The sequence below is a fragment of the Streptomyces sp. 5-10 genome (assembly GCF_014712245.1).
GTDB classification, from domain to species: Bacteria; Actinomycetota; Actinomycetes; order Streptomycetales; family Streptomycetaceae; genus Streptomyces; species Streptomyces violaceusniger.
Window position 1 is genome coordinate 125,497 of the sequence record NZ_JACVYG010000023.1, and the last position, 14,777, is coordinate 140,273.

Genomic DNA, 14,777 nt, shown 5'->3' on the forward strand with positions numbered 1-14,777 from the left:
GTGACGCCTGCGGCGGGCTGGTCCCCTCCCCGCCCCTTCCCACAACTGGGGCTCCGCCCCAGACCCCGGAGTCCAGGGGCGGAGCCGCGGGGCGGGGAAGGGGAGGGCTTCGCTCACAGCGTCCAGGGGGCCGGCCGTCCCATCCTCCAGCGGGGCGGCCGGCCCCCTGGGCTGTGCGCGCTCACGTCGTCATCGCTCGTCCTCGTCACCGCTCGTCGTCCTCGTCACCGCTCTCGTCCTCGGACCGCCGCTCCCGCAGCGCCCGTTCGACCTCCTCGCGGGCCCACCGCCTGAGCTCCTCGCCCTGTGCGAGGAGCTCGTCGATCGACTCGCCGCCGCCCTCCGGCGGGCGCGGGCGGGCCCTCAGCTTCTCCAGCAGGTCCCGGCACGCCTCGTCCTCCGTGGCGAACCGGCTGGTGTCCCGGTCCAGGGACCGCTCCCTGAGGCCGGTCTCCCAGCCGCCGTCCGGAGCGGGCCGCAGGTAGTAGTACGCGTCCGGCTGCACCGGGATGTCCTGCACGCCCGGGATGTCGTACAGCGCGTCCGGCACCTGCTCGTCGCGGAGGGTCCGGACGAGTTCCGTTCTGTCCACCGGTCCAGGATCCGCCCTCAGTTGAGCGGGCGGAGATTACCGGCCGCGACGAGTTGGGGGATCGAAGGACCGGTCAGATACTGCAGTCCGAAACCGGGTTGGCCGAACCAGGGCCGGATGGGACCGCCCTCGACCAGGAAGGGTTCGGTGACCTCATAGAGGTGATAGCCGTACGGATACGCCGGGTCGAGGGTGTTGAGGTTGCTGGGCGGCAGCGCGCGCTCCGCGTAGGGCGTGCCCGCCGGGGCGAGGAAGTGGCCGAAACCGCTTCCGAACAAATCGACCTTCTGACCGGCCTTCAGCCGGACCGTGGTGTGCAGGGGCGACCCGTTGAGCAGGACCCAGCCGTCGGGGTACGGGTACCACCAGCCGTTCGTCTGCTCGTTCCAATAACAGTTGAGGAACGAGGAGGCGGTGGAGAAGTTGTCGAGTCGTTCATAGCCTTCGAGCATCTGCCCGATCGCGCCGTAGCGGGGGAGCTGAGCGGGTCCGAGCCGCCAGTCGCCCTTGTAGTAGCGGTCGAGCGGAGGATTCGGTGCGGTGTTGGTCCCCCCGATGCGGTCCGTGGTGGGACAGGGAGGGTGACCCTTGCCCTCGCCGTCCCCGCCGTCCACCGGCCGCGGGCCGGGTGAGGGCGCCGCCGCGGGCTCCGGGGAGGCCACGGGGGCCGGCCCCGCGGTGAAGTCCGTGACGGGCTTGGCCATGGCCGGTCCGCCGGCGCACAGCAGCAGCAGCGACCCCAGGACGACAAGCAGGTGTCGAAGAACGCGCATCCGGTATCCCCTCGAGTTGCGACTCAGCGCGACGTTGCTCAGTCACGGGGAATATCGACCGATTCGCCCGACTTCTCGCCTTAGCTGACGTCCTTTCATCAGATTGGATCAACGTGGCCCCACGGATGGATGCCGGTCCCGCACCAGGGCGAGCCGCCCCCCGGCGAATCTATGCTGAGCACATGAGCGCACAACCCGGCATCGACCGCGGCCACACCGATGACCTGATGTCCTTCCTCCGCGCCAGCCCCTCGCCGTACCACGCCGTGGCGAGCGCCGCGGAGCGGCTGGAGAAGGCCGGGTTCCGCCGGATCGAGGAGACCGCCCCCTGGGACGGGGCGGCCGGTGGGCGGTTCGTGCTGCGCGGTGGCGCGATCATCGCCTGGTACGTCCCCGAGGGGGCGGGCCCCGCCACTCCGTACCGGATTGTGGGCGCTCACACCGACTCTCCCAATTTGCGCGTGAAGCCCATTCCCGACACCGGTGCGCACGGCTGGCGGCAGATCGCCGTCGAGATCTACGGCGGGGCGCTGCTCAACACCTGGCTCGACCGCGACCTCGGGCTCTCCGGCCGGATCACCCTCAGGGACGGCTCCCACCATCTCGTCACCGTCGACCGGCCGTTGATGCGGGTGCCCCAGCTCGCCGTGCACCTCGACAGATCGGTCAACACCGAGGGCCTGAAGCTCGACAAGCAGCGCCATATGACGCCCGTCTGGGGACTCGGCGGCGTCGAGGAGGGCGACCTGATGCGCTTCGTCGCCGAGGAGACCGGGGTCGCGGCCGAGGAGATCGCCGGCTGGGACCTGATGACCCACAGCGTCGAGCCGCCCGCCTACCTCGGCCGGGACCGCGAGCTGGTCGCCGGGCCCCGGATGGACAACCTTGTCTCCGTGCACGCCGGTACGGCCGCGCTCATCGCCGCCGCCCAGCAGGAGCCGCCGTACATCCCCGTGCTGGCCGCCTTCGACCACGAGGAGAACGGCAGCCAGTCCGACACCGGCGCCGACGGCCCGCTGCTCGGCACGGTGCTGGAGCGCTCGGTCTTCGCCCGCGGCGGGGCGTACGAGGAGCGGGCGCGCGCCTTCGCGGGCACCGTCTGTCTGTCCTCCGACACCGGCCACGCCGTCCACCCCAACTACGCCGAGCGCCATGAGCCGGGCCACCACCCGCGGCCCAACGGCGGCCCGATCCTGAAGGTGAACGTCAACCAGAGATACGCCACCGACGGCGCCGGGAGAGCCGTCTTCGCCGCCGCCTGCGAGCGCGCCGGCGTCCCCTGGCAGAGCTTCGTCTCCCACAACTCCATGCCGTGCGGCACCACGATCGGCCCGATCACCGCCGCCCGGCACGGCATCGCCACCGTCGACATCGGCATCGCGATCCTGTCCATGCACTCGGCCCGGGAGCTGTGCGGAGCGCAGGACCCGCGGCTGCTGGCCAAGGCACTGCACGCCTTTCTGGGGGCTTGAGTTGGACTTCTCCCTGCTGGGCCCGGTGACCGTCACCGCGGGGCCGCAAGCAGCGCCCGTCGAGCTTCCGCTGGGGCCCGCCAAACGGCGCAGCGTGCTGGCGATGCTGCTGCTGCGGCCCAACGCGACGGTGTCCGTGGAGCAGTTGATATCCAGCCTGTGGGAGGACGAGCCGCCCGCCCACGCACGGACCGTCATCCAGGGCCATGTCTCGCGGCTCCGCGCGGCCCTGGCCGAGGGCGGCGCCGAGGACCACGGCGTCGAGCTGACCACCCACAGCTCCGCCTATCTGCTGCGCATCCCCGAATCCCTGATCGACACCCAGCGCTTCGACCAGCTGACCGCCCAGGCCAGCCCGGAGTCCGCCCCCGGCGAGGCCGTCCAGCTGCTCCGGCAGGCGCTCGGCCTGTGGCGCGGCCCGGCGCTCACCGGGACCGTGGCCAGCCCGCCGTTCGCGGCGGCCGCGCACGCCCTGGAGGAGCGGCGGCTGAGCGCCGTGGAGGCCCTGGCGCGGGCCCACGAGGGCCTGGGCGAGCATGAGCAGGCGGTGCGCGCCCTGCACCCCGCCGCCGTCGCCAACCCGCTGCGCGAGGGGTTGATCGCCGCCCTGATGCTGGCGCTGTACCGCTCCGGGCGGCAGTCCGACGCGATCGCCTGGTTCCACCGCACCCGGCAGCTGCTCGACGACGACCTGGGGGTCGATCCGGGCCAGCGGCTGAGCGCCGCGTACCAGGAGATCCTGCGGGCGGCCCCCGCGGCGGACGGGCCGCGGGGCGGCGCCGAGGCCGCCGGGCAGCCGGGCGCCGCGGGGCAGCAGGGCGCACAGGCGGCGGCCACCCCGCAGCATCCGCTGTCCGCGGCCGCCGCGGCCCCCGCGCCCGTGCCCGAGCTGCTCCCCCGGCCCCCGGCGGGCTTCCACGGCCGGGGCGCGGAGCTGGCCGAGCTGACCCGGCTGACCCTGGGCACCGCCGAACCGGCCCAGGGCGGCGCCGCAGGCGGTCCCGGCGGCTACCCCCAGGCAGGCGGTATCGCGCTGCTCACCGGGCCGGCCGGGGTCGGCAAGACCGGTCTGGCGGTCCACTGGGGCCATGTCCACGCCGCCGCCTTCCCCGACGGACGGCTCTTCGCGGACCTGCGGGGCTTCAGCGGCGGCGAGGCGGTGCTGCCCGCCGAGGTGCTGCGGGAGTTCCTGCTGGCCCTCGGCACCCCGGCCGAGCAGATCCCCACCTCGCCCGAGGCCGCGGCCGCGCTGTACCGCTCGCTGGCCGCCCGCCGCAGGCTGCTGGTGGTGCTGGACAACGCGGGCAGCTCCGCCCAGGTGCGCCCGCTGCTGCCCGGCGGACCCCACTGCGCCACGCTGGTCACCAGCCGCAGCAGGCTGGACGGGCTGATCGCCACCGACGCCGCCCGCCCGGTGCGGCTGCACGCCCTCGGCCCCGAGGACGGGGTGGGCCTGCTGGGCGCGCTGCTGGGGCCCGCGCGGGTCGCCGAGGACCCGGAGGCCGCGCGGGAGCTGGTGGCCCTGTGCGACGGGCTGCCGCTGGCGCTGCGCGCCGCCTCCGCCCAGCTGATGGCCCGGCCCCGCTGGCGGCTGGCCCGGCTGGCCACCGCGCTGCGCGACGAGCGCCGCCGGCTCGCGCTGCTGTCGGCGGAGGACACCGGAGTGGCCGCCGCGCTGCGCAACTCGGTGGCCCGGCTCTCGGCGGACGACGCACAGCTGCTGCGGGCCCTGGGCGCCGGTTTCGCGCGGGAGGTCAACACCGCCGAGGCGGCCGCGCTGTCGGGCGCGGACCCCGAGCTGATCCAGGACTCCCTGGAGCGGCTGGCGGAGATGCACCTGCTGGACGAGGAGGCCACCAACCGCTACGTGATGAGCGACCTGGTGAAGCTCTTCGCCCAGGGCGACGGCAGCGACCGCGGCTCCCCGGGCGAGGCATCCGGCGGAGGCGCCGGCGCCCCTGGCGGGCCGTCGCAGGGGGCGTAGGGGCCGTCGTCCCGTCGTGGAGGGGGCGCCCGGCCGCGAGCAGGGGCGCCTCCCAGGCGGTGGGCGACGCCCTGGTGGGCGACGCGCGAAGCGCGGCGGGCGGCCGTGCCAGGCGCCGGGGGCGAAGGGCTCCCCTGTGACGTGAGGCCCTGGCGGACGACAGGCCCTGGCGCAGGTCCTGGCGGACGACAGGTCCTGACAGGGCGGAGCCTGACAGACGGCTGGGCCGTCCCCACCTCGCCGTCGCCGCGGTAGCCGACGGCGGCACAGGCCCTGACGAGGGCGACGGCAGCGACCGCGGCGACACTCCGGGCGAGACGCCCGGCGGAGCCGCTGGCGGACCGTCACCAGGGGCCTGAGGGCCGCCGTCACCAAGGGCCTGGGGGCTGCCCTCACCGGGGCCCAGGGTCCGGCGTCTTCGGAGGGGCTGAGGTCCGGCGTCGCAGGGGCGCCCGGCCGCGAGCAGGGGCGCCTCCCAGGCGGTGGCGGGGGCGGCCCGACGGCGGCGGCGCCCGGGGCCCCGNGGGCGGCCCGACGGCGGCGGCGCCCGGGGCCCCGAGGGCTCCACCGCCACCCCACCGCGACCGGGCCCGCCCCCACGGCGAGGGCAGCCGACCACCGGATGACGTCAACGGCGACGGTTGCCCCGGTCCGCGCCTCCCGGCCCGTCCGGCGGAGGCGGTGGCCGACGGCGGCACCGGTCCTGACGAGGGCGAACAGCGGGGCGTTAGCGAGGCGTTAGCGGGCGGCAGCGGTTCACCAGCCGAACGGCAGCGGGTCCGGACAGGCTTGAGCCGTACCGGAAAACGCCCGAACGCCCGCTGAGGGGAGACCCGCCATGCCGCTCACCACCGCTCGCCTCGCCCACCGCACCGGCACCCTGCGCTCGGTCGCGGCCGGACTGACGGTCGTCGCCGCGGGCATCACCCTCGCGGCGTGCGGCACCGCCGACGCGTCGGGCGTGCGGACGGCCGGCGCGGCGGAGAGCATCGCCCCGGCCGTCCCCGCCGCCCACGAGGACGGCCTCCAGGACGGCGCCCAGCGGGCCGCGCGGGACGCCGTGGCGGGCGGCGGGGCCGACGCCGGGGCCCAGGGCGGTCTGCGGGCCGACAGCGGCGTCGAGGGGGAGGCCGGGGTCTGCCGTCTCGACACGATGTCGGTGGGCGTCACCTCCGTCCCCCGCCCGGCCGGCCACCTCCTGCTGGAGATCACCAACCAGTCCGGCGCGCCCTGCCGTCTCACCGGCTTCCCCGCGGTGCGGTTCGACGAGGCGAGAACGGCCGTGCCGGAGGCCGTGGGCACCCGGCCCCAGACGGTCGTCACGCTGGCCCCCGGGGAGAGCGGCTACGCGGGACTGACCACCTCCGCGGCGGACGACCCGGCCGACGGCGTCGAGGCCACCGGGCTGACCGTCTCCCTCCCCGGCGAGGACGCCCGCCGCTCCGTCGACCTCCCCGGCGACTCGGTGGAGGTCGGCCGCGGGGCGGAGGTCGGCTACTGGCAGAGCGACGCCTCCGACGCCCTGCTCTGGTGACCGCCCCCATCCGGTGCCCCCATCCCGTGACCGCCCCCATCGGATGACCGCCCCCCAACCTTCCGCTCCGGTGACCGCTCGACTCCGAGCCACCCAGCCGGACAGGTAGCCGCCTCCCCCCGGCTACCTGCCCCGGACGGCCCCCGCTCCGGCGGGGGCCGTCTCGTCATGTCCCACGGCGCGGCCTTCCCCGTCCCGCACCTGGCCGTCTCCGTGGGCGTTTTGGCAGGTCGTCAGGGGTGGGCCGGGATGGGACGTCCCAAAGCACGGCTCGGCCCCCGGAACACCCCGCCGCGCGGCCCAGAGTGGTTCCCGTCGCCGCGGCGGACGGCCGCCGCGGCCCGGACCGAGCGGGGCCGACATCCCGCCGCCACGCTCACCTAGGGGGAATCCAGGCATGACGCACTCCATCGGCCGCGACCGGCGGACCCTCCTGCGCAAGGTGCTCCCCGCGATCGCCGCGGCGGGCATCGGCGCCACCGGGCTCGTGGGCTGCTCGAGCGGGGACGGCACCGCGGGCCATGACACCAACAAGGCGGAGAAGGCCGGGAAGGTCGCCGAGAAGGGCGCGACGAGCCGCGACACCTCGGCCAAGAGCGCGGACAAGGGCGGGGGCGCCGCGCTCAAGCTGAAGACGACCACGGGCGAGTTCGGCACCAAGGCCGCGGCCACCGCCGACTTCCCCACCTGGGGCACCCGCTGGGTGGTCCACCAGACCGCCGACACCAGCTCCCCGTCCGTGGGCATGCTCAACAAGAACGCCCCGGGCCAGGACCGCATCACCGCCGACTACCAGGTCGACACCGGCAAGAAGGTCTGCGAGGACGGGGCCTGCTCGACCTACATGGCCCACATCACCGGACCGGTCAACGGCTTCGTGACCGTCGTCGCGGTGGACATCCCGCAGGACTCGCTCCCCGGCGTCCCGGTGCAGAACGGCGGCGGTGAGCCGCCGCGGCCGCCGCAGCCCGGCGGCAGCCGCGCCGAGGCGCTCCAGCGGGCCGCCACCTGGCTGACCGCCAACGACGGCGGCCGGGTGCCCTACAGCCAGGCCAAGGTCTGGAAGGACGGCTACCGCCAGGACTGCTCGGGCTACGTCTCCATGGCGCTGGGCCTCCAGGCGCCCGGCACCAACACCGTGGGCCTCACCGGCTCCAGCGTCACCAAGCCGATCGCCCTCAACGACCTCCGGCCCGGGGACCTGCTGATCGACGCCTCGGGGAACAACAACACCCGCCACGTCGTGATGTTCGAGAAGTGGAACGACGCCGCCCACACCTCGTACACCTCCTACGAGCAGCGCGGCGACTTCGGGACGGATCACGCGACCCGTCGCTATGGACTGGAGCCGGGCAGCGAGTACAAGCCCTACCGGCCGCTGAAGTTCACGGACTGACGCGTTCGGCGATCCGGTTCCGGTGACGAGCGGCACGTCCACCTCGGGGGTGTGGACGTGTCGTTCGGCATGTTCATGATCCCCGTGCTGCAATGGTGTACGTGCCAGCGCATCCGAATCGCCCAGAGAACCCACGACGAAAGCCACTCGCCCCGCTCCCCGAGGAACTCTCCGGCCCGGTACGGGAATTCGTGACCGCACTGCGCCGGATGCACGGCGAACTGGGTCTCAGTCTGAAGGAACTGGAGGGGCGGCTGCCCGCGAGCCGGTCGTCCCTCTCCCGCTATCTGCGCGGCCAGAGCCTGCCCGACGAGCGGCTCCTGGTCCAGTGGGGCAAGCTCTCCTTCACCGCCGAGGACCGGCTGCCCGAGCTGGTGACCCTGCTGCACCGGGCCACCGAGGCCGAGGCCGCCATCGCGGCCGCCGACGGGCCGATGGCGTCCGGCGCCGCCTCACCGGCCCCGGAGGGGGCCCAGGAGGAGGCCCGGGAGGGGTCCTCGGAGGACCGGCCGTCCCGGCGCCGACTGCGGCTGGCGCTCGCGGCGGTGGGCACGGTCGCCGTCATCGGCGGGGCCACGGCCGGCGTGATCGCCTTACGGTCGTCCGACGACGACTCCTCCCCGGGCGGCGCGGCGGGCTCCTCACCCCTGGGCAACGCCCGGATCACCGTCTACAACGCCGAGAAGACCTGCCAGCACAAGCGCGTCCGCGAGTGCTCCCTGGGCCTGGCCGAGGATCCGTACCAGGCCTACCGCCCGTCCAACATCGTGGGCCGGGCCTGGCACGGCGATGCGCTGCGCGCCGACTGCCGCATCGCCAACGGCGTCACGGTGACCGACGAGGCGGGCGGGCACAGCAGCATGTGGTTCCGCGTCGCCAAGGACGGCAAGCGGATGTGGGTGCCGGGCATCCGGATCCGCCAGGACCAGGTGCAGTACTCCACGCTGCCCAACTGCCCCGACTGACCGCCGGTCAGGACATCGGCCGGGCAGTCGCGGCGCGTCGGGTCTCAGTCGTCCATCCCGGCCAGCACCAGCGGCAGCCGGGTCGCGCCGCCCTCGGCGATCCGCACCGGGACGCCCCAGTCCTGCTGGTGCACATGGCAGGCCGGGTACTCGTTCGCAGGGTCATCGTCACAAGAGGCGGCCATCGCCGAGACGTGCAGCACGCCCTCGGTCACGCCCTCCGTAAGGACGAGCTCACGGCTCAGATCCGTCCCCGCGCCGTCGCCCCCGGCCAGCAGCTCCGGCGGCGTGGAGCTGACCAGCAGCCGGGTGGAGGGGCCGTAGCGGGTGTCCAGCTTCTGCCCCTCGGGCGCCTGGAAGACCACGTCCAGCCGGAGCGTCCCCGGGGCGATGTCGGTCGCGGCGCGCTGGGTGCGGTGGGCCACCGCCTCGACCCGTACGGCCTCCTCCGGCAGCCGCAGCCGGGTCAGCCGGTGCCGGGCGGACTCCACCACGACGATGTCCCCGTCGGCCAGGACCGCGCCGGAGGGCTCGCGCAGATCCGTGGCGAGCGTGGAGACCTCGCCGGTGGCCGGGTCGTAGCGGCGCAGCGCGTGGTTGTAGGTGTCCGAGATCGCCACCGAGCCGTCGGGCAGCGCGGTGACGCCCAGCGGATGCTGGAGCAGCGCCTGATCGGCGGCGCCGTCCCGGTGGCCGAAGTCGAAGAGCCCGGTGCCGACGGCCGTACGGACCGTGAAGCCCTTACCGTCGCGCTCGACGTAGCGCACCGCGGAGGTCTCGGAGTCCGCGACCCACAGCCGGTCCCCGGTGGCGGCGAGCCCGGAGGGCTGGGCGAACCACGCCTCCTCGGCGGGGCCGTCGACCAGGCCCTCGTTGGTGGTCCCGGCCGCGGCCCGTACGGTCCCGGCCTCCGGGTCGTAGGTCCACAGCTGGTGGACGCCCGCCATGGCGATCCACAGCCGGCCGGCGAACCAGGCCACGTCCCAGGGGGAGGACAGGTCGACCTCGCGGGCGGGCCCCTCGGTGGGCGACCCCTGCCACCACTGGCGGCCGGTCCCGGCGAGCGTGGTGACCTCACCGGTGGCCGGGTCGTAGCGGCGCAGCGCGTGGTTCACGGTGTCGGCGACGGCCACGGTGCCGTCGGGGAGCAGGGCGAGCCCCTGGGGCTCGCTGAAGCGCGCCCGCTCGCTCGTGCCATCGGTAAGGCCGCGTTCGCCCGCGCCGATCCGTCGCACCACGCTCTCGCCGTCCGCCGCGAGTTCCACCAGCTGATGGCGAGTGGTGTCCGAGACGAGGAAGGTGCCGCCGGGCAGCGGCAGCGCCTTACCGGGGAAGCGCAGCTCGGTGGCAACCGGCTCCGGCGGCACGTACGGACCGTCGCCGCGCCGCAGCGTGCCCTTGGCGCCGTGCTCGGCCTCCAGCTCGGCCACCAGCGTCTCGAGCGCATGCGCATGCCCCTCGCCCGCGTGCTGGGCGACCACGTACCCCTCGGGGTCGATCACGACCAGCGTCGGCCAGGCCCGTACGGCGTACTGCTTCCAGGTGGCCAGCTCGGGGTCGTCGAGGACCGGGTGGTGCACCTCGTAGCGCTCGACCGCGTCCACGACCGCCTGGTGCTCGGCCTCGTGGACGAACTTGGGCGAGTGCACCCCGACGATCACCACGGTGTCGCGGTGCTTCTCCTCCAGCTCGCGCAGCTCGTCCAGGACATGCAGGCAGTTCACACAGCAGAACGTCCAGAAGTCGAGGATGACGATGCGTCCTCGCAGGTCGGTGAGGGTGAGGTCGGTACCGCCGGTGTTGAGCCAGCCGCCCCGGCCGATCAGCTCGGGGGCGCGGACGCGTGCACGTGAAGCCATGTCCCCATGAAACAGCAGTCCCGGTCGTGCCATTCCCCCGCCCCCTGGCGGATTTCGACCGGTGCGTACCGGTCTGTCCGGAGATAAGGCCGGGGCGGGCGCAGACTACCATCGCGGGCAGGCCGCGAGCCGCCGATCCGGGCCTACGATCAGACCGGAAAGCACTGCCCGTGCGCTCGTGGGCAGCGTAACTTGAACGCACACACCAGCACCCAGCCCGCGCACCAACCGCCCGAGGGGTCCCGTGACCGTCCATCCCAGCCTTCAGACCTCCATCGACGCCTGGACCCACTCCATCGACGCGATATCGGAGTTGGTCAACCCGCTAGCGGAGAGCGAGTGGAACCGCGCCACCGAGTGCCCGGGATGGTCGGTTCGGGACGTCGTCTCGCATGTGATCGGACTCGAATGCGAGATGCTCGGCGATCCCCGCCCCATCCACACCCTGCCGCGCGACCTCTACCACGTCACCAACGAGCTGTCGCGGTACATGGAGGTCCAGGTCGACGTCCGGCGCTGCCACACCGCGCCCGAGATGACCTCCGAGTTGGAGTACACCGTCATCCGGCGGGGCCGCCAGCTGCGGAACGAGAAGCGCGAGCCGGACGCCATGGTGCGCTGGCCCGGGGGCACCGAGGTGACGCTGGGGGAGGCCCTGACGCGGCGGGCCTTCGACGTCTGGGTGCACGAACAGGATCTGCGCCGGGCCCTGAACAAGCCGGGCAACCTCGACTCGCCGGGCGCCTCGATCACCCGTGACCTGCTGCTGTCGGCGCTGCCGAAGGTGGTCGCCAAGGACGCGGGCGCGGCGCCCCAGTCGGCCGTCGTCTTCGATGTGCACGGCCCGATGGAGTTCATGCGGACGGTCCGGGTGGACGCGGACGGCCGAGGCACCATCGACGGCAGCGTCTCGCTGGGGCCGACGGTCACCCTCACCGTGGACTGGGAGACCTACGTCCGGCTGGCCTGTGGGCGGGTGCGGCCCGAGGCGGTTCCGGGGCGGCTGAAGATCGAGGGCGACCAGCAGTTGGCGGACGCGATCCTCCAGCACTTCGTGGTCACGCCGTAGCGCTCCGGGGACCGGAGGGCCACGGCGTCACGCCGGTACGTGCACCGCCTCGACGCGGCTCGCGACCACGCGCTCGCGCTCGCGGCGGTGCGCCCGTCCGCGCAGCCGCAGGATCTGGGTGATGCCGAGCGCCTGGAGCACGAACACCGAGGCGAACGCGATCCGGAAGTTCTCGCCGCTCAGGTCCAGCAGAACGCCGACGGCCAGCAGAGTGGTCATCGAGGCCGTGAAGCCGCCCATGTTGACGATGCCCGAGGCGGTGCCGATCCGCTCGGGCGGATTGGCGGGCCGGGCGAAGTCGAAGCCGATCATCGACGCGGGCCCGCAGGCGCCGAGCACGACGCAGAGGACGATCAGCAGCCACATGGGCGCGTGGGCGGACGGCCAGAGCAGCACGGTGCCCCACAGCAGCGCGGTGGCGGCGACCGTGCCGAGGGCCAGCGGGGCGCGGGCGGCGTGGTGCCGGGCGATGACCTGCCCGTAGACCAGGCCGACCGCCATGTTGGACAGCACCACCAGGGTCAGCAGCTGGCCCGCGGTCGCCCGGGACAGCCCCTCGGCCTCGACCAGGAACGGCATCCCCCACAGCAGCAGGAAGACCATCGCCGGGAACTGGGTGGTGAAGTGCACCCACATGCCCAGCCGGGTGCCGGGCTCGCGCCAGGCGTCCGCGATCTGCCGGCGGACGTAGTCGGCGCCCATATGGGAGGCGGGCGCGGGCTCGAAGCCCTTCGGGTGGTCCTTGAGGAAGAACAGCACCAGGACGAAGACGGCCACCCCGCCCAGCGCGCTGCCCGCGAAGGTCGTGGTCCATCCGGCACCGTGCAGCGCCCGGGCGATCACCAGCGTGGAGACCAGGTTGCCCGCCATGCCGAAGAGCGCGGCGACCTGGGCGATCATCGGCCCCCGGCGGGCCGGGAACCAGCGGGAGCCGAGCCGCAGCACGCTGATGAAGGTCATCGCGTCACCGCAGCCGAGCAGCGCCCGGGAGGCCAGCGCCATCGCGTACGAGTGGGAGAGCGCGAAGCCGAACTGCCCCAGGGTGAAGAGCACCACGCCGAGCATGAGCACCTTACGGGTGCCGAGACGGTCGACCATGAGCCCGACCGGTATCTGCATCCCGGCGTAGACCAGCACCTGGAGGATGGAGAAGGTCGACAGCGCCGAGGCGTTGATGTGGAAGCGCTCGGCGGCGTCGATACCGGCGACGCCAAGGCTGGTGCGAAAGGTGATGGCGACGAAGTAGACGGCGACGCCCAGGCCCCATACGGCGACGGCACGACGTCCGCCGGGTGGATCTCCGGGCAACTGGGCCGAGGTCATCGCACCTCACCCCGGGCGAGGTTGTTCACCCAGCTGATGTGGCGCTGCACAAGACCGGACGCGAAACCGGCGTCCCCGGCGCGCAGGGCCTGGAGGATCTCCGTGTGCTCGGTGATGTTCTTGGCGATGCGGTCGGGCTCGGCGTGCATGGTGGCCACGCCCATCCGCAGCTGGCGGTCCCTCAACTGGTCGTACAGCTGCGCCAGGATGGCGTTCCCCGCCGCCCGGACGATCGCCGCGTGGAAGCAGCGGTCGGCGGCGGCGAAGGCGGCCAGGTCCCCGGCCGCGGCGTGCACCCTCTGCTCCTCCAGCAGCTCCTCGAGCCGGGCCAGCAGCTGCCCACCGGCCGGGACGACCTTGGCGACCGCGTGCTGCTCCACCAGCAGCCGGGTCTCGACCACGTCCGCGATCTCCTGGGAGGAGACGGGCAGCACCAGGGCGCCCTTCTTCGGATAGAGCTTGAGCAACCCCTCGGCCTCCAGGCGCAGCAGCGCCTCCCGGACGGGGGTGCGGGAGACCCCGACGGCGTCCGCGAGTTCGCCCTCGCTCAGCAGTGTGCCGCCCTCGTAGCGGCGGTCGAGGACGGCTTGTTTGACGTGGTGGTAGACGCGTTCGGCGGCAGGGGGCGGCTTGGTGGCCGTATCGGCGGGACTCATGATGCGCACATCATAGATACAAGATGCATGCGCACTCATCCCCCGTCCGCGATGCGGACGGGGGAGGGTGTCTACGGCTGCGTCAAGCCCACGTGATCAGGCCCATGTAATGAGCCGCTTGGGGCGCTCCAGGACGGCCGCAACGTCCGCGAGCACCTTGGAGCCCAGCTCGCCGTCGACCAGCCGGTGGTCGAAGGAGAGCGCCAGCGTGGTGACCTGGCGCGGCTTGACCTCGCCCTTGTGGACCCACGGCTGGAGCTTGACCGCGCCGAAGGCGAGGATCGCGGACTCCCCGGGGTTGATGATCGGGGTGCCCGCGTCGATGCCGAAGACGCCGACGTTGGTGATGGTGATCGTGCCGCCGGACATCGCGGCCGGGGTGGTCTTGCCCTCACGGGCGGTGGTGACCAGCTCGCCCAGGGCGGACGCCAGTTCGGGCAGGGTCTTGGCGTGGGCGTCCTTGATGTTGGGGACGATCAGCCCGCGCGGTGTCGCCGCCGCGATGCCCAGATTGACGTAGTCCTTGTAGACGATCTCCTGGTTGTCCTCGTCCCAGGTGGCGTTGATGTCCGGGTTGCGCCGGATGGCCACCAGCAGGGCCTTGGCGACCAGCAGCAGCGGGTTGACCCGCAGCCCGGCCAGCTCCGGGTCCTGCTTGAGGTCGGCCACGAGCTTCATCGTGCGGGTCACGTCGACCGTCACGAACTCGGTCACGTGCGGGGCGGTGAAGGCGCTGTGGACCATCGCCTGCGCGGTGGCCTTCCGCACGCCCTTCACGGGCACCCGGCGCTCCCGGCCCTGGACGGCCGTGACGGCCGCGGACGGGGCCGCCACGGGCGTCTCCCGGGCCGCCTGGACGGCCTCGGCGGCCGCGTGGACGTCCTCGCGGGTGATGATCCCGTCCGCCCCGCTCGGGGTGACCGTCTCCAGGTCGATGCCCAGGTCCTTGGCCAGCTTGCGGACCGGCGGCTTGGCCAGCGGCCGCGCGGTCCGACCGCTGCCGTTCAGCTCGGGCGAGGGCGAGGGGGAAGGCGAGGGGGAGGGCGAGGGTGCCTGGGGCGCGGGCGCGGGAGCGGCCTCGGGGCGCGCCGGCGCGGGAGCGGGAGCGGGCGCCTGGGGCGCGGGCGCCGCGGCGGAGGGGGCGGGCGCGGACC

At 73.7% G+C, this 14,777-nt stretch carries 12 protein-coding genes; 6 read left to right on the forward strand and 6 right to left on the reverse strand.

All coding sequences use genetic code 11. From position 1 onward, the window contains the following. Positions 1–205: 205 nt before the first annotated feature. Both IEJ02_RS24670 and IEJ02_RS24675 read right to left on the reverse strand, forming a co-directional pair. Positions 206–592: a hypothetical protein gene (locus tag IEJ02_RS24670; RefSeq protein WP_191066855.1), complete on the reverse strand. Its 387-nt coding sequence runs from the start codon at positions 590–592 to the stop codon at positions 206–208. A gap of 17 nt (positions 593–609) precedes the next feature. After that, on the reverse strand, positions 610–1,365 hold the full coding sequence (locus tag IEJ02_RS24675) for a TNT domain-containing protein (RefSeq protein ID WP_223864340.1): 756 nt from the start codon (positions 1,363–1,365) through the stop codon (positions 610–612). Positions 1,366–1,547: 182 nt separating this feature from the next. On the opposite strand from IEJ02_RS24675, the gene IEJ02_RS24680 reads away from it, so the two are divergent. From IEJ02_RS24680 to IEJ02_RS24700, 5 genes are all read left to right on the forward strand, one after another. Further along, the gene (locus IEJ02_RS24680; protein ID WP_191066856.1) at positions 1,548–2,837 is read left to right on the forward strand and encodes a M18 family aminopeptidase; all 1,290 of its coding nucleotides are present in this window, start codon (positions 1,548–1,550) and stop codon (positions 2,835–2,837) included. Position 2,838: 1 nt separating this feature from the next. Beyond that, the gene (locus IEJ02_RS24685) at positions 2,839–4,821 is read left to right on the forward strand and encodes an AfsR/SARP family transcriptional regulator (protein WP_191066857.1); all 1,983 of its coding nucleotides are present in this window, start codon (positions 2,839–2,841) and stop codon (positions 4,819–4,821) included. A gap of 838 nt (positions 4,822–5,659) precedes the next feature. After that, on the forward strand, positions 5,660–6,355 hold the full coding sequence (locus tag IEJ02_RS24690; RefSeq protein WP_191066858.1) for a DUF4232 domain-containing protein: 696 nt from the start codon (positions 5,660–5,662) through the stop codon (positions 6,353–6,355). A gap of 397 nt (positions 6,356–6,752) precedes the next feature. After that, on the forward strand, positions 6,753–7,751 hold the full coding sequence (locus IEJ02_RS24695; RefSeq protein ID WP_191066859.1) for an NlpC/P60 family protein: 999 nt from the start codon (positions 6,753–6,755) through the stop codon (positions 7,749–7,751). 191 nt (positions 7,752–7,942) lie between these two features. After that, positions 7,943–8,716, forward strand: a complete 774-nt coding sequence (locus tag IEJ02_RS24700) for a helix-turn-helix domain-containing protein (protein WP_317985905.1) — start codon at positions 7,943–7,945, stop codon at positions 8,714–8,716. A gap of 44 nt (positions 8,717–8,760) precedes the next feature. Here the strand turns inward: IEJ02_RS24700 and IEJ02_RS24705 are convergent, their stop codons facing one another. Continuing rightward, entirely contained in the window at positions 8,761–10,575 is a 1,815-nt protein-coding gene (locus tag IEJ02_RS24705) for an NHL domain-containing thioredoxin family protein (protein WP_191066861.1), read from the reverse strand. Positions 10,576–10,819: 244 nt separating this feature from the next. On the opposite strand from IEJ02_RS24705, the gene IEJ02_RS24710 reads away from it, so the two are divergent. Further along, positions 10,820–11,644 carry a maleylpyruvate isomerase family mycothiol-dependent enzyme gene (locus IEJ02_RS24710; RefSeq protein WP_191066862.1) on the forward strand — a complete coding sequence of 275 codons (825 nt, stop codon included), beginning with the start codon at positions 10,820–10,822 and terminating at the stop codon, positions 11,642–11,644. A gap of 27 nt (positions 11,645–11,671) precedes the next feature. Here the strand turns inward: IEJ02_RS24710 and IEJ02_RS24715 are convergent, their stop codons facing one another. The 3 genes from IEJ02_RS24715 to IEJ02_RS24725 all read right to left on the reverse strand — a co-directional run. Then, positions 11,672–12,967, reverse strand: a complete 1,296-nt coding sequence (locus IEJ02_RS24715) for an MFS transporter (protein WP_191066863.1) — start codon at positions 12,965–12,967, stop codon at positions 11,672–11,674. Then, entirely contained in the window at positions 12,964–13,623 is a 660-nt protein-coding gene (locus IEJ02_RS24720) for a GntR family transcriptional regulator (RefSeq protein WP_137978747.1), read from the reverse strand. Before IEJ02_RS24720 ends, IEJ02_RS24715 begins: the two co-directional genes overlap by 4 nt. Positions 13,624–13,719: 96 nt before the next feature. Then, the coding region (locus tag IEJ02_RS24725; protein WP_223864341.1) for a dihydrolipoamide acetyltransferase family protein at positions 13,720–14,777 on the reverse strand (1,058 nt) is incomplete at its 5' end.